The organism is Candidatus Weimeria sp. HCP3S3_B5 (genome assembly GCF_052064335.1).
Taxonomy (GTDB): domain Bacteria; phylum Bacillota; class Clostridia; order Lachnospirales; family Lachnospiraceae; genus Weimeria.
On record NZ_JBQHVU010000005.1, the window covers coordinates 83,564 to 103,783 of the forward strand.

Sequence of the window (20,220 nt, forward strand, 5' to 3'; positions counted from 1 at the left end):
CTATGTTGCCATTATCTTTTGCACGAACTGGAGAGGAAGTTATGGTATCAAAGATCTCTGGCTCCGATCAGATGAAGCAGCACCTCTGCGATCTGGGCTTTGTCATTGGAAGCAGGGTGAATATAATCAGCCAGTCAGGAAACGGAAATATGATCGTAAATCTGAAGGGTTCACGACTGGCCATTACCGATCAGATGGCTGCAAAGGTTTTTGTGGTTTTGTCAGAGACAAAAAAAGCGGTAGAAATGGAGGTATTCAAGTGAGGACGCTGCGTGATATAAGGGTAGGGGAGACTGCCAGAGTGAGATCGATCCACGGAGCCGGGGCTCTTAAGCGCAGGATCATGGATATGGGGATCACAAAGGGCACAGAAATATATGTCCGTCGTATAGCTCCGCTGGGGGATCCTGTAGAGGTAACTGTTCGGGGATTCGAGCTGTCGCTTCGAAAGGATGATGCGGATATACTTGAGATGGAATAAAGGATGATCAGGAGGAAACGATGGAGATAAGGATCGCGCTTGCGGGAAATCCGAACTGCGGTAAAACAACTCTCTTTAATGCGCTTACAGGTGCCAATCAGTATGTGGGTAACTGGCCGGGCGTTACTGTAGAGAAAAAGGAAGGACGTCTTAAGGAAAATAAGGATGTGATAATTCAGGATCTGCCTGGTATCTATTCACTTAGTCCTTATACCCTTGAGGAGGTCGTCGCAAGGGACTATCTTGTAAAAGACAGACCCGACGCCATTTTAAACATTATAGATGGAAGCAATATAGAGAGAAACCTCTATCTGACCACCCAGCTTATCGAGGTCGGCATTCCTGTTGTAATGGCGATAAATATGATGGATGTCGTCCGTAAAAACGGGGATAATATCGATACAAAAAAGCTTGCCGATGCCCTTGGATGTCAGATCATAGAGATATCCGCCCTCAGGGGAGAAAATATCACAGAGGCCGCACGACTTGCTCTAAAGGCTGCCATGACAAAGAAATCCGGTGAGCTGCCTCACGTCTTCACAGGCTCTGTAGAGCATGCGATCGCCCATATAGAAGAGTCCCTGGGCAGATATGTTCCGAAGGATCAGGAGAGATGGTATGCTATAAAGACCTTCGAAAGAGATGAGAAGGCCTTAAAGGACTTTGCGATCCCTGCAGCAGTAATGGACGAGATCGAGGGCCACATAAGGGACTGCGAGAAGGAGATGGATGATGATGCCGAATCGATAATCACGAATCAGAGATATAATTATATCACCGGGCTGATCAGTAAGTGCGTGAAGAAGGGCCATGAAAAGGGAGCACTTTCTGCCTCTGACAGGATCGATAGGATAGTGACCAACAGATGGCTGGCCCTTCCTGTCTTTGTCGGAATCATGTTTCTCGTCTATTATGTAGGCCTATCGCTTGCAGGCGGACCGCTTACGGACTGGACAAACGATACACTGTTCGGAGCCTGGATAGAGGATGGATTCATGCGTCCGCTTCTGCACCACATAGGAGCATCCGCATGGGTAGAGTCCCTTGTCGTAGACGGAATAATAAATGGTATAGCAACCCCTCTGGGCTTTGTGCCTCAGATGGCCATCATCTTTCTTCTGCTTGGTTTCCTTGAGGACTGCGGATATATGTCGAGAGTGGCATTTATAATGGACAGGATATTCAGAAGGTTCGGACTTTCGGGAAAGTCATTTATTCCTTTCCTCATCTCATCAGGATGCGGGGTTCCGGGCATCATGTCGACTCGTACTATAGAGAGTGAGAAGGACCGTCGCATGACAATGATGACCACTACCATGATACCGTGCGGAGCCAAGCTTCCGGTCATTGCAGCTATAGGCGGATATGTACTCGGAGCTGATAAATGGTGGTTTGCGCCCGTCTGCTATTTCGCCGGGATCGGAATTGTGATAATATACTGTATTATCCTGAAGAAGACAAAGGAGTTCGCGGGTGAGCCTGTACCTTTCGTAATGGAACTTCCGGCCTATCATCTTCCTACTATAAGGAACCTCCTGCTTCATATGTGGGAGAGACTGTGGGCCTTTATAAAGAAGGCAGGAACGATACTCTTCTTCTGCTGCGCAGTGATGTGGTTCCTCTCATCGTTCGGAATAGAGGGCGGAGCCTTTGGACTGGTTGACAATACAGCAAATTCCATCCTTGCAGCTATAGGTGGATTCCTGGCTCCTGTATTCTATCCGCTTGGCTTCGGCCACTGGCAGGCGGTTGGGGCTACTCTTTCAGGATTTGTTGCAAAGGAGCAGCTTGTCGGAACACTTTCTATCGTATCAAAGCTCGGAGCGGACGTGACAGACGCAGTGACTCAGAGCGGCTATCATTTCAATGCACTTCGTGATGCCTTCAGTGAGTTCTTCGGCTATGGAAGTGCTCATACCGGGGCTACGATGGGAGCGATCGCCTTCCTTGTATTCAATATCTTCGACAGCCCGTGCCTTGCAGCTATTTCCACAATGGCAAAGGAAATGGGCGATCGCAGGAAATTCTGGAAGGCAATAGCATTCCAGAATATATCAGCCTGGTGTGTGACCTATATGGTATATCAGATAATTGGACTCTTCAACGGAGTACCTTTCACAGGCTGGACTATCGGGGCCTTCATAGTGCTTGGGATCTATATCTATCTTCTGGTGAGGCCAGATCCTGACAGGAAGTATATACAGGAAGAGAGGACTGCGAAAGTGCCTGAATGACTTTGACAAAAAAGGAGGCTATAGCTATGGCGGATATAATAGTTCTTATAATACTTGGAGCTGCAATGGTTCTTGCGCTTTCTTCCGTGATCCGCGATAAAAGAAACGGGAGAAGAACCTGCGGATATGCCTGCGGAGACGAGGTATGCAGGGGCAGATGCGGATATGTGAATACCGGACATCTGTCACGAACTGAAAGAAAGGAAATAAAGGAGGCGGTCCGTAACCTTAAGGCAAAGCAGAAGGCCGCTTCCAGAGGCTGATCCATGAAAAAGATTGTTCTTACAATAGATGGCATGATGTGCGCAATGTGTGAGGCTCATGTGAAGGATGCCATAAGAAGCAGATTTCCCGGAGCTAAGAAGCTTAAGGCGGATCATTCATCAGGTCATGTGTCTTTTATACTTGAAGAGGATATGCCCTTTCAGATCTTAAAGCACGATCTTAGGTCAGCTCTTGACAGCACAGGATACAGACTTTTGGATGCAGAGGAACAGGACCCTGCACCCAAAAAGGGCTTTTTCGCCAGATTTAAAAACCGCTGAAAAACCAGCCCGGCATCAGCCGGGCTGGTTATATTTACTGTTAAAAGTCTCCCTCGGTTTTTGCCTGAATCACCTGTATTGCTTCCAGTTGTAATAATATCCGCTTCCCTTTGAATGGTCGGAGTATATATCATAGGGCTCTTTTGATACGGTAAGCTCATTGGAAGTAAAGAATTCCCTTGTGGCCTTTGAGTATGAGTGCTCATTTGAGGCCGGATATTTCCATGGGATACCATCTACGATCTGTCTGAATGTTCCGGATTTCAACTGGTCAAGGGTCTTTTGTGAACCGAGCAGGAACTCGTCTACATTTTTGCCGCTTCCATCTGATCCTCCGGTCTTGTCATACCAGGTCACATCTACAAAGTAGTTCTTCTTTTTTATCGTCACAAGATTCCAGGTATGGTCGCTGCTCGAAACTATCTTTGACCTTATCGTCTTGTCTGAAAAGACCGAATGATCCATGAGATACTGGAAGGCTCTGGTATATCCCTGGCAGACAACGTTTGTATTCGGATCATTATCAAATACGCTTATCATATCGTAGGGCCTGTAGTCACGCAGATATGAGCTTCTGTCGTTATAGGCCGCATGATCATAGACGACGTTTTCTGAGATCCAGTCGGCATAGGCCTTTATCTTTTGCGCGTCAGGCAGGTGGGCATAGTAATTCAGGACAGAGTCAGCGTTAGCGAGGGCTTGCCGGATAGCAGTAAGTGAGCTGCCGTTTATTGCATAGGAATTGTTGCCGTACATATAAGTAGGGCTTACTACCCAGTAGATCGTTATCCTTCTCAGGGTATATCTGCTCCCTACATATGTGTAGTCATATGTAGGCGCGGCTGCAAGATTGCTCCAGGACAGAAGCTCGGGATGGTTCTGTCTGATGTATTTAATGACTCTTTTGCCGCAGGCGTCTGCACGCTTTTTTATTGATGAAGCGGAGCCCGTTACTTGCTGTGAGGAAGGGATATCATAGCTGCATGCTGTGCTAATACTACTGCCCTTGCCATTCTTTAGTATGTTCAGAAGGAAGTTGACATTGGTATAATAAACAGATCGGGTAAGACCCTTAAGCCGCTTCTCATGCCAGGTCGATGCATTCGCATCCAGGGCTCCTGAGCGGATGACCGATAGAGCCAGGACCATACCCAGAATGCAACAGATGATTTTCTTTTTTGCTTTCATTTAGTTATCCCTCCATGATAATAAAAAATATAGCCGCCCCACAGACAAAAGGGACGGCGATTGCGATAAGTAATAAGCAAGCGACGGGAGTCGGACCCGCGTCCTCAGCTTGGGAAGCTGATATAATAGCCGTTATACGACGCCTGCGTAAAATAAAAAAGCAGGTGATGAGAATCGAACTCACGTATCCAGCTTGGAAGGCTGGTGTTCTACCATTGAACTACACCTGCATATGCCCAGTTCCGGAATCGAACCAGAGACACGAGGATTTTCAGTCCTCTGCTCTACCAACTGAGCTAACTGGGCATGTCCGTTTCAAACGAACAAATAGATTTTACGGTATTTGCCCAATTAAGTCAAGTATAAATTTACAATTTTTTCGAAAAATGCTACAATACATTTACTGCATAAATATGCAGATATGACGAACAGAAAATAACTAACGGCGGCGGGCCGCTGTTACAGATTCAGGGAGAAAACAGATGATTAAGCTGAATGACTATCTGTATAAGGGGGATACGGTCTTGAAGATCATAGATGCCTATGCCTCGGATCTGCTGGCAGAGGCGGGCAGGACAGGCAGTGAGGTCGATCGCGCCCACGGCAGATATCTTGCGGATCTTGAGAGCCTTCTGATACATAATGATTTCCTTACATCCCAGTCACAAAGGATCAGGGAATTCTATATGTATATGGTGGGCAGGTACCCCTATCTTGCATTTTCCTTCAAGGGAAGGATAAAGTCACTGATAAGGGCAGAGGAAAAATTCAACAGAAAGCTTCTGACCTGCTACGGAGATGCTTATCAGAGGGATGGCAGGCTTACAGAGGATAGCGAGGCGGCCGCCAGTGCAGTCTCGGTCAGGGATCTGATAGCCTACAGGATAATCATATCTATCCCCAGATGTCATCTGAAGCCGGGAGAGGATGAGGAAGAGGAGAGTATCAGGATTCTCTATCAGATAGCGGAGGAGCTGCCGGTTTTCTTAAAGACTCAGGATTTCGTGCCTCAGAAAAACCGCTTTGCCAGAGCGCATCCTTCTTCGACGATCTCGGATCAGGCCAGGGAATACTATAAGGATTATGTCGAGTACAGGAGTACAAAGGGATATCAGTCGCTGCATATTTCCTTCCTTGACAAGCTGTCTGGAAGTGTCTTTGAGATACAGCTACGTACCAAAAGGATGGACGACTATGCGGAGATAGGTCAGGCAGATCATTTCTCGTACGAGGAGGGACAGCATCTGAGGGAGAACAGGAGAGTCATACCTCAGGGGATGAAGAGAGAATATGATGAGGCATATGAGAGGCTTGATTCGATAAGGAAGCTCGATCTGACAAAGGTCGATGTCAATATGTTTACTGCAGCAAGCAATATCCTTATCAATGATAGCTGCGGACTGTTCAGAGGACGTCTGATCCTGCCTTATGAGCATCTTTCCAGATTTCAGAACGACAGGATCAGCTGAAAATAGTATTGGCAAGAGGCTTATGTTTCTGATATAATCAGTATAACTATGTAATCGCAAGGAGGTCATATTTATGGCAGAGAATACATTCACGGTAGAGAAGGGAGTTACCGTGACCGATGAGGTCATGGCAACTATCGCAGGACTTGCAGCAAGCGACGTTGAGGGACTGGCTTATATCGGAAACGGGCTCACAAGGAGTAATATCACCAAGGCCGGAGCGAATAAGCTTTCAAAGGGTATCCATATAATCAGGGAGGAGGACGGCTCAGTCACAGTCAGACTGGCTATAGTACTCAGATATGGATATGAGGTGCCGAATGTCTGCCGCGAGATCCAGGACAAGGTAAAGACAAATGTCGAGACCATGACAGGAATAAGTGTCAGAGAGGTAGATGTGAGGATTGCGTCGATAGAGGTCGCTGACGCGGGTGCAAGGGTATGAACCAGAGCAGGAGACGAGAGGAAAGCTTCAAGAGGCTCTTCATGGCCCAGTTCTATCCGGATGATCAGTTTGATGATGTTTTGAAATCATCCGATGAGCTTGAGAGGCTGGACTGGGATTCGGATGCAAGACCCTATATAGAGCCGGAGCTTGGGAACGGGATAAAGCCATCTGATCTTAAGCTGATAAATGATAAGGTTATGGCCATAAGGGAGCATATAGATCAGATAGATGATATCTTGAACAGCTGCATGGAGGGCTGGAAGACCAGCAGGCTTTCAAAGGTGGATCTGACGGTGCTCCGTCTTGCAGTATATGAGATAAGGTTCGACGACAGGATACCGGTCAAGGTATCGATCAACGAAGCGGTAGAGCTTGCGAAGAAGTACGGCACAGAGAAGTCGGGAGGCTTCGTGAACGGAGTTTTAAGGAGAGTCGCAGAGAGTGAACCGGGTCTGGACAGTAGCAAAGCTGAATAATTATATATCAGGACTTATTGAGGATGACCCTGCGTTTGCTCCTCAGATAGTAGTTGAAGGGAATGTCTCTCTCGGACCGAAGGGATATTCCCGTTTTTCACATATATACTTCACACTTATAGACCCTGACGATCCGGCTCCTGATTATCAGAAGGCCAAGCTTTCCTGTGCAATGTGGAAGAGCACGGTGGAAAGAGGCGGTCTTACCTATGAAATGAAAAACGGTGACAATATCCGGGTCACAGGAAGGATTGCCGTCTATGGGGCGAGGAGTCAGTACCAGCTGATTGCCACAAGGATAGAAAATGCCGGAGCCGGTAAGCTTGAGGAGGCAAAGAGGGCTCTGTTTAATGAGCTTAGAGCCAGGGGATATTTCGAGGCAGACCATAAGAAGCCTATACCGGCATATATCACCCGGGTAGGTATAGTTACCTCTCCGACAGGTGAGGCTGTCCATGATATAATCAGGAATATTCAGCTAAGGAATCCTCATGTGGAGATATATCTGGTACCTGCACTTGTACAGGGAGATGAGGCAGCTCGGTCTATCGCAGAGGCCCTTTATATAATAGACAGGCTCGGAATGGATGTGATCATCTGCGGAAGAGGAGGAGGAAGCCCCGAGGACCTGATGGCCTTTTCATCAATAGAGGTAGCTCAGGCTATTTATGACTGCGAGACACCTGTGATCTCTGCGGTAGGACATGAGCCGGATATGTCGATATCCGACTACGTTGCCGATCTTCGTGTGGCTACTCCTACGGCTGCAGCAATGCAGATCTTTGATTATAGAAGCTTCTGTGAGGATCTTGACCGTCGGAGAGATGAGCTTAAGGGCAGGATCAACCACAGGATCATGGAGGCAGAGCTCCATCTGAGAAGAGTAAAGGAGCAGGTGGATAAGGGCGCACCAGATCTTTTTCTTGCCAGAATGGAAAAGGAGCTTATACGGCTTAGGAAGACGATCGAATACAGTATTTCTGACAAGCTTAAGGACAGGGAGACTGTTATGTCCGGATACGGCCCTTTCCTTAAGAATGCCCTTGATCTAAAGCTTGGCTCAGTCACAGGCGCTCTGTCCCTTGCAGCGGCCTCGCTTCCTCAGGCTATGGGGAAAAAGCTTGAAAACCGGACAAACACCCTGCGCCTTGCAGCACAGAAAATAGAGTATTCCTCTCCGCTAAAGAAGCTTTCAGATGGATATGCCTATGTAGAGGGGGATAAGGGAAGGATCACAAGTGTCAGTCAGGTGAAAAGGGATGACCAGATAAGACTCACTCTTTCAGATGGTATGATCGAGTCCAGAGTTGATAAGATAAAGGAGAAGGACATTGCCGGCAAAGAAGAATAAAAGTGTCACAATAGAGGAAAACCTGGAGGAGCTCGACAGGATAGCTGCTCAGATGTCTGATCCCACGGTAAGCCTTGAGGATTCCTTCAGCCTCTATGAGGAGGGTATCAGAAGGATAAAGGAATGCAATCAGGCTATAGCCAGCGTCAGGCAGAGAGTAGAAAAGCTCGAGGCAGATGGAACGGTATCGGATTTTTTGGGTGATGAGCAATGAAGACATTTGATGACAGAAGAAAAGAAGCGGATCAGATCATAGAGGGTTTTCTCCGTGAGGAAAAGGGATATGACAGGACTCTGATAGAAGCGATGAACTACAGCATAAGGGCAGGCGGAAAGAGACTGCGCCCTGTACTGCTGCAGTCCTTCGGCCGTATGTACGGAGCGGATGAGAAGAGACTCCATCCCTTCATGGCTGCGATAGAGATGATCCATACCTATTCTCTGGTGCATGATGATCTGCCGGCAATGGATAATGATATGCTCCGCCGTGGAAAGCCTACTACACATGCCAGATTCGGAGAGGCAATGGCTATACTTGCAGGAGATGCTCTTTTGAATGAGGCCTTTACAATAATGTCTGACGAGACAAAGAGGACTCTTTTCGCTGAAGACGGACCCCTGCTCGACGAGTGCTTTGGAGAGGTATATGCGACAAGCTTTATCAGTAAATATGCCGGAGTCGATGGGATGGCCGGAGGGCAGAGTCTTGATGTCGAGACGGACAAGCTGGGACGGGATGTGACAGGAGAAGAGATTCATTATATATACCGGAACAAGACCTCAGCCCTGCTTGAGGCTTCTATGCTGGCAGGAGCAGTGCTTGGAGGATCCGGCGTTGGAAAGGATATTTCCCTTATCGCCAGTGCAGGAAAGGACATAGGATTCGCCTTCCAGATAAGAGATGATATCCTGGATATAGAGGGAGATGAAAGTATCATAGGCAAGGAGACCGGTCAGGATAAAAGGAACGGCAAGAGTACCTTTGTATCGATCCATGGAATAGAGGAAAGCGAGGCCTTCATAAGGGACTATACCGAGGAGGCAAAGACTCATATTTCAAATCTCGAAAATGTAAAGGATGAGGAAGAAAGGATCTTTGTACTGGATCTGTTTGACGCTCTTACAGAAAGAAATCACTGATGCTATTAGAGAAGATAAACGAACCAAACGATATCAAAAAGCTTTCTCCCGATGAGCTTCCTGTTCTTGCCAAGGAGATAAGGACCTTTCTTTTAAAGACCCTGTCTGTTACCGGGGGACATGTAGCGAGCAATCTAGGAGACGTTGAGCTTACGATCGCTCTTCACAGGGTGCTTGATTTCCCATCTGACAAGCTGATCTGGGATGTAGGACATCAGAGCTATACCCACAAGATACTTACAGGACGACGGGACCAATTTGCCTCCTTAAGGCAGTATGGCGGTATATCCGGATTTATGAATCCGGATGAAAGCAGCTGCGATCCCTTTATTTCAGGACACAGCTCGACCTCTATAGCAGTCGCCTCAGGGCTTGCTCAGGCAAGACAGCTGAAGGGAGGCAGGGAGAATGTCGTAGCCGTGATAGGAGACGGAGCCCTTACGGGAGGACTCGCATATGAGGCATTGAATAACGTCTCCCGCCTAAAAAGCAATCTGACCATTATCCTGAATGACAACCATATGTCTATCTCTGAAAATGTCGGAGGCATGAGCACACATCTAAGCTCCCTTAGAACCTCATCAGGCTACAAGGGACTAAAGAATGATATAGAGGAGAGCTTAAGAAAGATACCTGGCGGCGAGCAGGCCATAAAAAGGATAAGAAGGACCAAGAACGGGATCAAGCAGCTACTTATCCCCGGCATGATCTTTGAGAACATGGGTATAATGTACTTAGGCCCGGTCGACGGTCATGACATAGGATCCATGATCCGTCTCATAAGGCAGGCACTGACTGTCGAGGGGCCGGTGATAGTTCATGCTGTCACGAGAAAGGGGAAGGGATATCTGCCCGCAGAGAAGAATCCCTCTCTTTTCCATGGTATAGGTCCCTTTGATCTGGCAACGGGAAAGCCGCTCCAGAAAAAGGAGAAGCCTGACTATACGGATATATTCTCAAGAACACTTGTAGGCGAGGCAGAGAGGGATAAAAGAATAGTCGCTGTTACAGCTGCAATGGGGATCGGGACAGGACTTCGCAGGTTCAGAAGGGATTTCCCGGACAGATATTTCGATGTAGGGATAGCTGAGGGCTATGGGACCACCTTTACTGCAGGACTTGCAGCAGGCGGAATGCTGCCTGTTTTTGCGGTATATTCCTCATTCCTTCAGAGGGGCTTTGACCAGCTGATACATGATGTGGCGATAGGCGGCTACCACTGCGTGTTTGCTGTAGACAGGGCAGGTATAGTAGGACGCGACGGGATAACCCATCAGGGCATTTTCGACTTGTCATATCTGACTATGGTCCCCGGAGTTACAGTAATGGCTCCCAAGGATGGCAGGGAGCTTAAGAGGATGCTTACATTTGCCATCAGGGAGATGAATTCTCCTGTAGCGATCAGATATCCGAGAGGTGAGGCGGCTGACCTCTCAGAAGAGAGTCTGTTCGGAGATGGTGAGCCGATAGAGTATGCAAGGGCAGAGATCATAAAGAAAAAGAGCAGCGACCGGGTATTGCTGTTTGCGATCGGAAGCATGGTAGGGACCGCTATAGAGGCAGAGGCCATTCTAAATGATGCCGGAATTCCTGTCAGCGTGGTAAACGCCAGATTTGCAGCGCCGCTTGATAAGGATTTTCTTACCCGTGAATGTGACGGATATGATCTGATCGTTTCTATGGAGGAGAATGTCAGATCCGGCGGCTTTGGAGAAAAGGTCCTGTCAGTGCTTGCCCAGTCAGGCTACAGAGGCGACTTCCTAAATATCTCCATTCCCGATGAGTTCGTTCCTCATGGCAGTTGTGAGGAACTGAAACGTGAGACTGGGCTTGATGCCAGCTCTGTTGCAGCCGCCATCATCAAGCGGATAGAGGATCAGAAGATACGTGGAGGCTCTAGATGAAGAAAAGACTGGATGTCCTTTTAGTCGAGAGAGGACTTGCTCCGTCAAGAGAACGTGCCAAGGCATACATAATGGAGGGCAAGGTCTATGTAGACGAACAGAAGGAGGATAAGGCCGGGACTACCTTTCCAGAGGATGCGAGGATCGAGATCCATGGCAGGAAGCTTATCTATGTAAGCCGCGGAGGGCTTAAGCTTGAAAAGGCCATAAAGACCTTTCCTATAGATCTTACTGGAGCAGTCTGCATGGACATAGGAGCCTCGACAGGGGGCTTTACCGACTGCATGCTGCGTAACGGCGCTTCTAAGGTCTATTCTGTTGATGTGGGCTACGGACAGTTCGCTTATTCGCTGAGACAGGACGAGAGGGTTGTCGTGATGGAAAGGACCAATGTCAGATATATGAAGCCGTCTGATATAGGAGAGCTTCTTGATTTTGCCTCATGTGATGTATCCTTTATTTCTCTTTCAAAGGTGCTTCCTGCTGTATATCCAATGCTAAGGGACGGGGCCGGAATGGTCTGCCTTATAAAGCCCCAGTTCGAGGCAGGCAGGGAGAATGTAGGGAAGCGCGGAGTGGTGAGGGATCCGGCCGTACACAGACAGGTGATAGAGAATGTTTTTTATTTTACTAAAAAGACCGGCTTTTCTGTACGGGGGCTGACCTACTCTCCGATTAAGGGCCCGAACGGCAATATAGAATATCTGATGTATATTGCTAAAAGCGATGACAGGGAGAATGATACCCGGGAAATGATAGATGACGTGGTAAGAGAGGCTCATAAGGAGCTTGATAAGAAATGAAGAACTTTCTGATACTCACTAAAGAAGACAGTCCCAGGATGGAGTCATTCATCAGAGAGATAATCACCTTTCTAAATGATAATGGCGCAAAGGGGCAGAGCGCAGTCTTAAGAAAGGAGGACGCCAGCAGGCCTATAGAGGTTTTTGATGGCTGTGAATGCATAATCACTGTCGGCGGAGACGGAACTATGATAAGGGCTGCTGTAAGGACAGTTGAGGCCCAGGTCCCGCTTATCGGTATCAATAAGGGACATCTTGGGTATCTCTGTGATCTGGATCAGACCTCCTACAGGGAGGCTCTTAAGAGACTTATCGAAGGAGACTACGATGTAGAGGAGAGGATGCTTCTCGAGGGAAGGGTCGTCTCAGAGGACGGCTCGCCTAAAAGCGGCAGCATAGTGGCTGTAAATGATATAGTGATCACCAGTCATAACGGGCTTCAGGTCGTGCATCTGTCTGTAGATGTAAACGGAGAGCGGCTGACCTCGTTTAATGGAGATGGTATCATCTTTGCCACACCGACTGGATCTACAGCCTACAATCTTTCCACAGGAGGCCCCATAGTAGATCCCAAAACCTCGCTAATCCTGATGACGCCTCTGAATGCCCATGTGGTAGGGATGAGAAGCATAGTCCTTGATGATACAGCCATGATCAGTGCAAGGGTGACCAGGAGGAATCAGGATGAGCTAAACGCTGCAGCCGCCTTTGACGGCACGACTTCTATCATGCTTAAGGACGGAGACATGGTTCAGGTAAAAAGATCAGGAAAGACTGTTAAATTTGTCAGGCTCTCAAGGATCAATTTCCTTGACAGGATCAGGAGCAAGCTGCCATACTGATATAGGCCGCCTGCCGGTTAATTGGAGAAAGAATGAAGAATACCAGACAGAAAAAAATACTAGAGCTCATTATAAAGTATGAGATCTCGACACAGGAGGAGCTTTTGGAAAAGCTTCGAGAAAGCGGCTGTGACGTGACTCAGGCCACTGTTTCGAGGGATATAAGGGAGATGAAGCTCACAAAGATCGAGACAAACGGAAGACTCCGCTATGTTGCCTATAAGGAAAGCGATGGCGATCTGAATGAGAAGTACAGGAAAGTGCTAAGAGAGGGCTTTCTGTCGATGGACAATGCTATGAACATTCTTGTGATAAAGACCATATCCGGAATGGCTATGGCGGTCGCAGCTGCCCTTGATTCGATGGAATATAATGAGATAGTCGGATGTATCGCAGGGGATGATACGGTAATGTGTGCAGTAAGGAGTGTTTCGGATACAGTTAGTCTGATGGATAAGCTCCGCAGGATAATAGACAGATAAAATGTCAAGGGAGGTATGCAGATGCTGGAGAATTTACGGGTAGAGAATCTGGCTCTTATAGATCATGAGGAAATTGAGTTTACAGAAGGACTTAATGTAATGACCGGAGAGACCGGGGCAGGAAAGTCGATAATACTTGGAGCTCTTAATCTGTCTCTTGGTGGAAAGATAAACAGGGGTATGGTAAGGGACAACGAAAGGGATGCCTATGTCGAGGCAGTGTTTACGCTTAGTCCCGCCGAGGAGAAGAGACTTACTGACCAGGGCTTTATGGTCTATGACAGTCAGCTTATCCTGTCGAGAAGGATAAAGGGGGCAAAGAGTGTCGCCAGGATAAATGGGGAGACAGTACCGGCTGCAAGGCTTGCAGAGGCAGGGAGGGAACTTATAGATATATACGGGCAGAGAGAGCATCAGTCTCTTTCTGATCCAAGAAAGCATCTGGCGATCCTGGATTCATTTGTGAAAAATGAGCTTGATCCTCTGCTCGATCAGCTCGCCCCTGTATACAGGGAGTATTCTGCTCTCTGCAGGGAGGCAAAGGAAGCAGACATGGATGAGTCCGAGAGAAAGAGGGATATATCATATCTGACCCATGTCTCGAATGAGATAGAAGAGGCAGGCTTAGAGGACGGAGAGGATCAGGAGACAGAGGATAGCTACCGCAGGATGTCGGGCGCAGAAAAGACTGCCAAGGGTCTTTCCCAGATAGATGGCCTTCTTTTTGAACAGGCTGATGTGCTTTCACTTATAGGACAGTCACAGAGGGTCTTATCAGAGATAGCTGACGGCGACAGCTCACTCTCCTCGCTTTCATCGACTCTTGATGACGCATATGATATTCTGGATGGATTCTCCCATGATATAAGAAAGGCAGCGGACGATCTGACATTCGAGCCGGAGGAATTCAGGCAGGTAAGCGAGAGACTGGACCTGATAAATGATCTGAAGGCCAAGTACGGCAGGACCATAGACGATATCAGGAAGACAAAGGAGGACGCCGACAGAAGACTAGAGCAGCTTCTGGATCATGAGGCATATATGAAGTCCCTTGAAAAAAGGATCGCAGACACAAAGGAGAGGCTTGAGAGTCTGTGCATAAAGGCGGAGGAGATCCGAAAAAAAGGAGCCGATGACCTGTCTTCTCAGGTGAAGAAATCGTTAAATAATCTTAACTTCTTAAAGGCTGACTTTTCGGTATCGCTTAAAAGAAAGGGATACTCACAGACAGGATTCAATGACGCAGAGTTCCTTATATCGACAAATCCTGGCGAGCCGGTGAAGCCGCTGTCACAGGTGGCCTCAGGAGGAGAAATGTCAAGAATAATGCTTGCAATAAAGACCGTACTTGCATCCTCATACGATACAGGCACTATGATATTTGATGAGATAGATACAGGTATAAGCGGACGTACAGCCTCGGCGGTGGCGCGTGAGCTTGATAAGGTCTCAAAGGGGCGCCAGGTCATCCTGATCACCCATCTTCCTCAGATAGCAGCTCTTTCAGACAGGCATTTCCTGATAGAGAAGTCGGCATCGGACGATTCGACGGTATCAAGTATCAGGGAGCTAAGAGAGGATGAGATCATAGACGAGCTGTCAAGGATGATAGGGGGAGACGTGATCACCGACGCAGTAAGGGAGAGCGCGAGGGAGCTAAGAGAGGCAAAGGTTAAATCTGTATAAATGTATTGCGGTTCATAGTCATTTTGGCTAAAATGTGGATGGGATAGAAAGTGAGGTTATAAAATGCCAGACAGGTATATTAAGGAACTAGTAAACTATGGTATCTCATCCGGACTTACGCCTGAGTGCGAGAGGATCTATACCACGAACCTCCTGCTAAGGGAAATGCATGTTGACAGCTATGATGATTCGGTAGAGACATTTGATGATGATCTCGAGACCATACTTGGTGGTCTTCTTGATGATGCAAGGAGCCGCGGGATAATAGGCGAGGGCACTACAGAGGGGGATCTGTTTGATACTGCCCTTATGAACACTCTTATTCCAAGACCATCGGAGGTTACGAGGATATTCTGGGATAAGTACAGCAGGTCAGCTTTGGATGCTACAGACTGGTTCTATGATTTTTCAAGAAAGACCAATTATATCAGGACCTATCGTGTCGCAAGGGATATGAAGTGGAAGACCTCCACTCCTTATGGGGACCTTGATATCACGATAAATCTCTCAAAGCCTGAAAAGGATCCAAAGGCAATAGCAGCAGCCAGGAACAATAAGAATGCATCATATCCGAAATGCCAGCTCTGTATGGAAAACGAGGGATATGCCGGTAGACTTGATCATCCCGCCAGAGAGAACCACAGGATCATACCTCTTACTATAAACGGCAGCAAGTGGGGCTTCCAGTATTCACCCTATGTATATTTCAATGAGCACTGCATTGTCTTCAACGGGCAGCATACCCCTATGAAGATAGACAGGGCGGCATTTGAGAAGCTGTTTGATTTCATTTCACAGTTTCCTCATTATTTCCTCGGATCAAATGCAGATCTTCCTATAGTCGGAGGGTCGATCCTCACCCATGATCATTTCCAGGGAGGACATTATACGTTTGCGATGGAAAAGGCAGAGTTTACAGATATGTTTACCGTGAATGGATACGAGGATGTGACAAGCGGTATCATAAAGTGGCCTCTGTCAGTGATCAGACTTCAGGGAAGGGACAGGAAGCGTGTCATAGATCTGGCTGACCATATCCTTAAGAGCTGGAGAGGCTATACGGACGAGTCTGCCTTTATCTTTGCTAAGACAGACGGAGAGCCTCATAATACCATCACTCCTATAGCCAGGAAGCATGGAGATATATATGAGCTCGATCTTGCGCTTAGGAATAATATCACCACAGAGGAGCATCCGCTTGGAGTATTTCATCCGCATGAGAAGCTCCATCATATCAAGAAAGAGAATATAGGACTTATCGAGGTGATGGGACTTGCAGTCCTTCCTTCAAGGCTTCAGAAGGAGATCTTCGTTGAGCTTGCAGATGCGCTTGTAGACCATAAGGATATAAGCTCTATAGAGGATCTAAAAAAGCATGCCGACTGGGTAAGAGAGTTTGCTCCTAAATATCCGCAGGGCTTTACCCGTGAAAATATAGACGGTATCCTGAAGGAGGAGATCGGACAGGTATTCCGTGAGGTTTTAGAGGATGCCGGAGTGTTCAAGCTGACAAAAGAAGGACACGAGGCCTTCCTCAGATTTGTGAATATATTATGATACAGGTACCACATCCTTTATGGATGTGGTATACTTTTGCGTGGAAAAATTGTCATGAAGGGATCTGATCCTTTCTACGGAGAATGGAGGAAATAATGCGTCATTGTATGAGCCCGCTCGATTTCTCGGTTGAGGAGATAGATGAGCTGATAGGACTTGCAGCGGATATAGAGGCTGATCCGGCCAAGTATGAGAAGGCCTGTGCCGGGAAAAGGCTTGCGACCTGCTTCTATGAGCCAAGCACCAGGACAAGACTTTCGTTTGAATCGGCAATGCTGCGTCTGGGCGGGGCTACCTTAGGCTTCGCGTCTGCAGATTCTTCATCTGCAGCAAAGGGCGAGAGCGTCTCGGATACTATAAGAGTCATTTCGGCATATGCTGATATCTGTGCTATGCGACATCCCAAGGAGGGCGCCCCGTTCGTTGCCGCCCAGAAGTCAGAGATTCCGGTGATAAATGCCGGTGACGGCGGTCATAATCACCCTACACAGACGCTTGCCGATCTCTCAACTATCCATTCACTTATAGGAAGACTGGATCATTTTACAATAGGACTCTGCGGCGATCTGAAGTTCGGACGTACAGTGCATTCACTTATAAGCGCACTGGTAAGATATAGTGGAGTCCGCTTCGTGCTCATCTCTCCTGAGGAGCTTAGGATCCCGTCCTATATCAGAGAGGACGTGCTCGTCAGATCCGGGGCTGCCTTCGAGGAGGTCGAGAGCCTTGATGACGCCATGCCTTCTCTTGACGTCCTTTATATGACAAGGGTCCAGAAAGAAAGATTCTTCAACGAGGAGGATTATGTCAGATTAAAGGACAGATATATACTTACCAGGGAGAAGATGAAGCTGGCTAAGGATTCGATGATAGTCCTCCATCCTCTTCCAAGGGTAAATGAAATAGCTGTGGATGTAGATGATGATCCGCGTGCCATGTATTTCACTCAGGCGAAGAAGGCAGTATTTATCAGGATGGCGCTTATACTTACCCTGCTCGGGATCCATGTGGACCCGAGTATACCACAGCCGGACAACAGATAAGGATCGGAGGAAAAAATGCTTAATATCAGCGGAATCCATGAGGGCTATGTACTAGATCATATCAAGGCCGGAATGAGCATGAAGATATATGACTATCTGAAGCTTGACGAGCTGGGAGAAGCGACAATAGCCATGATAATGAATGCAAGAAGCCAGAAAATGGGCCATAAGGATATAATAAAGATCGAATGCCCGCTAGGCTCTATAGACCTCGACATACTAGGCTATATAGATCATAACATAACGGTTGATGTGATAAAGGATGACCGTATCATAAAGAAGGAAAAGCTCTCCCTTCCAAAGCAGGTAGTAAATGTGATAAGGTGCAAGAATCCGCGCTGCATAACAAGCATAGAGCAGGGCATTGACCAGGTATTTGTGCTTGCAGATCAGGAGCACGAGATCTACCGCTGCAAGTACTGCGATGAGGCATATTCCGGCAAGTAAAGGATACGAAATATTACTCAAGGAGTTTTTAAGAAAAGTTTAATGGCAATTACAGGGGAATAGTATTATATTAGTGGAAAAGATGGTTATGTTGTAACGTGTAATACTCTGCTCCAGGGATGTGATACTATGTTCGGATATGTGATTGCAGACAGACAACAGATGTCTGACAAGGAAAAGGGAGAGTATAGATCATACTACTGCGGTCTTTGCAAGGAGATACAGCGAATAGCCGGTCTTAGGGGTTCTGCTGTATTAAGCTATGACTGCACCTTTCTATATCTGCTTCATTCTGGCCTTTATGAGCCGGAGAATACAGTATCGATGGAGAAGTGCAGCGTGCACCCTTTCAGGAAGCACAGGATATTAAGGAATCAGATAGCAGATTATGCAGCATCGATGAATATCCTTCTCGGATACTATAATCTGCTGGATGATTACAGGGACCTGCATGATCTGAAGAAGAAAACGCTTGCGGATTATCTCGGCAGATATATGGATGATATCAGAGCCAGATATCCAAGACAGTGTGAGGCAGTAGAGAAGAATATCGAGCTGATCACCCAGGCTGAGATCCGCCATGAGGAGAATATCGATATTGCCGCTGGCAAGACCGGGCAGATGCTTGCCGAGATCTTTGCCATGAGGGAGGACGAGTGGCAGAATATTTTAAGGAATATGGGATTTTATCTTGGGAAGTTCGTCTATGTGCTCGATGCCTATCTGGATATCGAGAAGGATGAGAAGACCGGGAACTATAATCCGCTGATCCAGAAGAAGAAAAGCGATCCCAAGGGCTTCTGCGATTATATTGAGATGTCGCTTACATCGATGATGTCTGAGACCGCCAGATCCTTTGAGAAGCTGCCGATTGTAGAGGATGCCCCCATACTGCGAAATATTCTTTATTCAGGTGTATGGACGTCATTCAGGGCACACAGATACAGATACAGAAAGAAGCTTGAAGAAAAAAAGAGGGAGGAAGGTTTTGGATCCGTACAAGGTGCTAGGCGTACCGTATGATGCTACAGACGACCAGATCAAGAAGGCCTACAGGCTTTTAGCCAGGAAGTATCATCCTGACGCCAATATGGACAACCCCAATAAGGCTGATACAACTGCTAAGTTCGAGCAGATCCAGAGAGCCTATGACGAAATAATGAGAAGAAGGCAGGATGGGAGCGACAGTTATGTCTACGGCGACGGCCAGCAGTGGAATGAAGGCCCGGATCGTGGCTTCGGTGATCAGGATTTTGACTACGGCAGATACAATGATTCCTTTGGACAGGGCGGATACGATAATGACCGCAATGGCCGGGGAGGCTTTGATTCCGGCTGGTATCAGAGACAGACAAAACGATACGGATATGATAATTTTGATCCTGCCGATTTCTGTCTCACCTGGCTTCCATGTTGCTTCTGTTATTTTCCATGCTGTTAGTAGTGTTTTATGAATGAAAAGGAATTAAACGAGCTAAGTAAAGCCCGTATTTTTAAAAGAATAAGCAATGCCGAGATAGAATCCCTTATGGACTGTATACAGGGAAGGATCAGGACATACAGCAGGAACAGCTATGTTTTTTCGGCAGGCGATGAGATAAGGGAGATCGGTATCGTGATGGAGGGACAGCTCGAGGTACTGAATACCGATTACTGGGGCAATGACGCTGTGATCAACCTTATAGGCCCGGGAGAGATATTCGGAGAGGCCTATGCCTCCGATGATTCGGAGCCGCTGCCGAATGATATCAAGGCTCTTAAGGATTCAAAGGTCCTGTTCATGAATATGACAAGGATACTTACCACCTGCCAGAAATCCTGCTCATTTCATAATCAGCTGATCCAGAATCTCTATATGATAGCGACCAGACGAAACCGCTATATGAACAGGAAGATAAGTCATATGAGCAAGCGGACGACAAGAGAGAAGCTTCTGGCTTATCTATCGGACGAGGCCAGGATGCAGGGAAGCAGGCATTTCATGATCCCGTTTGACAGACAGCAGCTCGCTGATTACCTGTCGGTCGAGAGGAGCGCTATGAGCGCCGAGCTGTCAAGGATGCAGAAGGACGGACTTATTTCTTTCCATAAGAATGAATTTACTCTCAGATGAAAAAGAGGATC

The 20,220-nt window shown here is 47.4% G+C and carries 23 protein-coding genes and 3 tRNA genes; 22 read left to right on the plus strand and 4 right to left on the minus strand.

The genetic code is table 11. The features are described from left to right. Nucleotides 1-2 precede the first annotated feature (2 nt). The 5 genes from ACTNCK_RS03930 to ACTNCK_RS03950 are packed head-to-tail and all read left to right on the plus strand — an operon-like array spanning nt 3 to nt 3,260. Nucleotides 3-263, plus strand: a complete 261-nt coding sequence (locus ACTNCK_RS03930) for a FeoA family protein (protein WP_441081082.1) — start codon at nt 3-5, stop codon at nt 261-263. After that, nucleotides 260-481 carry a FeoA family protein gene (locus tag ACTNCK_RS03935; protein ID WP_441081083.1) on the plus strand — a complete coding sequence of 74 codons (222 nt, stop codon included), beginning with the start codon at nt 260-262 and terminating at the stop codon, nt 479-481. The genes ACTNCK_RS03930 and ACTNCK_RS03935 overlap by 4 nt, the downstream gene beginning before the upstream one ends. Nucleotides 482-501: 20 nt before the next feature. Then, nucleotides 502-2,715: a ferrous iron transport protein B gene (feoB, locus tag ACTNCK_RS03940; RefSeq protein WP_441081084.1), complete on the plus strand. Its 2,214-nt coding sequence runs from the start codon at nt 502-504 to the stop codon at nt 2,713-2,715. A gap of 26 nt (nt 2,716-2,741) precedes the next feature. Next, nucleotides 2,742-2,978, plus strand: a complete 237-nt coding sequence (locus tag ACTNCK_RS03945) for a FeoB-associated Cys-rich membrane protein (protein WP_441081085.1) — start codon at nt 2,742-2,744, stop codon at nt 2,976-2,978. Nucleotides 2,979-2,981: 3 nt separating this feature from the next. Further along, complete coding sequence (locus tag ACTNCK_RS03950) at nt 2,982-3,260, plus strand: heavy-metal-associated domain-containing protein (protein WP_441081087.1); 279 nt, start codon at nt 2,982-2,984, stop codon at nt 3,258-3,260. A 69-nt stretch (nt 3,261-3,329) separates the two neighbouring features. Here the strand turns inward: ACTNCK_RS03950 and ACTNCK_RS03955 are convergent, their stop codons facing one another. The 4 genes from ACTNCK_RS03955 to ACTNCK_RS03970 form a co-directional block, all read right to left on the minus strand. Then, nucleotides 3,330-4,448: a hypothetical protein gene (locus ACTNCK_RS03955; RefSeq protein WP_441081088.1), complete on the minus strand. Its 1,119-nt coding sequence runs from the start codon at nt 4,446-4,448 to the stop codon at nt 3,330-3,332. A 75-nt stretch (nt 4,449-4,523) separates the two neighbouring features. After that, a tRNA-Gly gene (locus ACTNCK_RS03960) sits at nt 4,524-4,595 on the minus strand. Between the two features lie 12 nt (nt 4,596-4,607). After that, nucleotides 4,608-4,678 (minus strand) — tRNA-Gly (locus tag ACTNCK_RS03965). A gap of 3 nt (nt 4,679-4,681) precedes the next feature. Next, nucleotides 4,682-4,754, minus strand: a tRNA-Phe gene (locus ACTNCK_RS03970). A 176-nt stretch (nt 4,755-4,930) separates the two neighbouring features. Between ACTNCK_RS03970 and ACTNCK_RS03975 the strand changes: the two genes are divergently transcribed. From ACTNCK_RS03975 to ACTNCK_RS04055, 17 genes are all read left to right on the plus strand, one after another. Further along, complete coding sequence (locus ACTNCK_RS03975; RefSeq protein WP_441081089.1) at nt 4,931-5,917, plus strand: guanosine polyphosphate pyrophosphohydrolase; 987 nt, start codon at nt 4,931-4,933, stop codon at nt 5,915-5,917. A gap of 73 nt (nt 5,918-5,990) precedes the next feature. Then, a complete protein-coding gene (locus ACTNCK_RS03980) occupies nt 5,991-6,362 on the plus strand; it encodes an Asp23/Gls24 family envelope stress response protein (RefSeq protein WP_441081090.1) in 372 nt (123 codons plus the stop codon). Then, complete coding sequence (nusB, locus tag ACTNCK_RS03985; RefSeq protein WP_441081091.1) at nt 6,359-6,841, plus strand: transcription antitermination factor NusB; 483 nt, start codon at nt 6,359-6,361, stop codon at nt 6,839-6,841. Before ACTNCK_RS03980 ends, nusB begins: the two co-directional genes overlap by 4 nt. Further along, nucleotides 6,807-8,192, plus strand: a complete 1,386-nt coding sequence (gene xseA / locus ACTNCK_RS03990; protein WP_441081092.1) for an exodeoxyribonuclease VII large subunit — start codon at nt 6,807-6,809, stop codon at nt 8,190-8,192. Before nusB ends, xseA begins: the two co-directional genes overlap by 35 nt. Further along, nucleotides 8,173-8,406, plus strand: a complete 234-nt coding sequence (gene xseB, locus ACTNCK_RS03995; RefSeq protein WP_441081093.1) for an exodeoxyribonuclease VII small subunit — start codon at nt 8,173-8,175, stop codon at nt 8,404-8,406. The genes xseA and xseB overlap by 20 nt, the downstream gene beginning before the upstream one ends. After that, a complete protein-coding gene (locus ACTNCK_RS04000; RefSeq protein ID WP_441081094.1) occupies nt 8,403-9,332 on the plus strand; it encodes a polyprenyl synthetase family protein in 930 nt (309 codons plus the stop codon). The genes xseB and ACTNCK_RS04000 overlap by 4 nt, the downstream gene beginning before the upstream one ends. Continuing rightward, nucleotides 9,332-11,236: a 1-deoxy-D-xylulose-5-phosphate synthase gene (gene dxs, locus ACTNCK_RS04005; protein WP_441081095.1), complete on the plus strand. Its 1,905-nt coding sequence runs from the start codon at nt 9,332-9,334 to the stop codon at nt 11,234-11,236. The genes ACTNCK_RS04000 and dxs overlap by 1 nt, the downstream gene beginning before the upstream one ends. After that, entirely contained in the window at nt 11,233-12,039 is an 807-nt protein-coding gene (locus ACTNCK_RS04010; protein WP_441081096.1) for a TlyA family RNA methyltransferase, read from the plus strand. The genes dxs and ACTNCK_RS04010 overlap by 4 nt, the downstream gene beginning before the upstream one ends. Beyond that, complete coding sequence (locus ACTNCK_RS04015) at nt 12,036-12,881, plus strand: NAD(+)/NADH kinase (protein ID WP_441081097.1); 846 nt, start codon at nt 12,036-12,038, stop codon at nt 12,879-12,881. Before ACTNCK_RS04010 ends, ACTNCK_RS04015 begins: the two co-directional genes overlap by 4 nt. Before the next feature lie 32 nt (nt 12,882-12,913). After that, nucleotides 12,914-13,363 carry an arginine repressor gene (gene argR, locus ACTNCK_RS04020; RefSeq protein ID WP_441081099.1) on the plus strand — a complete coding sequence of 150 codons (450 nt, stop codon included), beginning with the start codon at nt 12,914-12,916 and terminating at the stop codon, nt 13,361-13,363. A gap of 21 nt (nt 13,364-13,384) precedes the next feature. Further along, on the plus strand, nt 13,385-15,049 hold the full coding sequence (gene recN, locus ACTNCK_RS04025) for a DNA repair protein RecN (RefSeq protein ID WP_441081100.1): 1,665 nt from the start codon (nt 13,385-13,387) through the stop codon (nt 15,047-15,049). A 63-nt stretch (nt 15,050-15,112) separates the two neighbouring features. Next, a complete protein-coding gene (galT, locus tag ACTNCK_RS04030; protein WP_441081101.1) occupies nt 15,113-16,606 on the plus strand; it encodes a UDP-glucose--hexose-1-phosphate uridylyltransferase in 1,494 nt (497 codons plus the stop codon). Between the two features lie 95 nt (nt 16,607-16,701). Then, nucleotides 16,702-17,649 carry an aspartate carbamoyltransferase gene (pyrB, locus tag ACTNCK_RS04035; RefSeq protein ID WP_441081128.1) on the plus strand — a complete coding sequence of 316 codons (948 nt, stop codon included), beginning with the start codon at nt 16,702-16,704 and terminating at the stop codon, nt 17,647-17,649. A 15-nt stretch (nt 17,650-17,664) separates the two neighbouring features. After that, entirely contained in the window at nt 17,665-18,096 is a 432-nt protein-coding gene (locus ACTNCK_RS04040; protein ID WP_441081102.1) for an aspartate carbamoyltransferase regulatory subunit, read from the plus strand. 129 nt (nt 18,097-18,225) lie between these two features. Next, nucleotides 18,226-19,119 (plus strand): DUF5685 family protein, encoded by an 894-nt coding sequence (locus tag ACTNCK_RS04045; protein WP_441081103.1) that lies wholly within the window; start codon nt 18,226-18,228, stop codon nt 19,117-19,119. Continuing rightward, nucleotides 19,085-19,537: a DnaJ domain-containing protein gene (locus ACTNCK_RS04050; RefSeq protein WP_441081105.1), complete on the plus strand. Its 453-nt coding sequence runs from the start codon at nt 19,085-19,087 to the stop codon at nt 19,535-19,537. Before ACTNCK_RS04045 ends, ACTNCK_RS04050 begins: the two co-directional genes overlap by 35 nt. A 9-nt stretch (nt 19,538-19,546) precedes the next feature. Next, nucleotides 19,547-20,209 carry a Crp/Fnr family transcriptional regulator gene (locus ACTNCK_RS04055; protein ID WP_441081106.1) on the plus strand — a complete coding sequence of 221 codons (663 nt, stop codon included), beginning with the start codon at nt 19,547-19,549 and terminating at the stop codon, nt 20,207-20,209. Nucleotides 20,210-20,220: the final 11 nt, after the last annotated feature.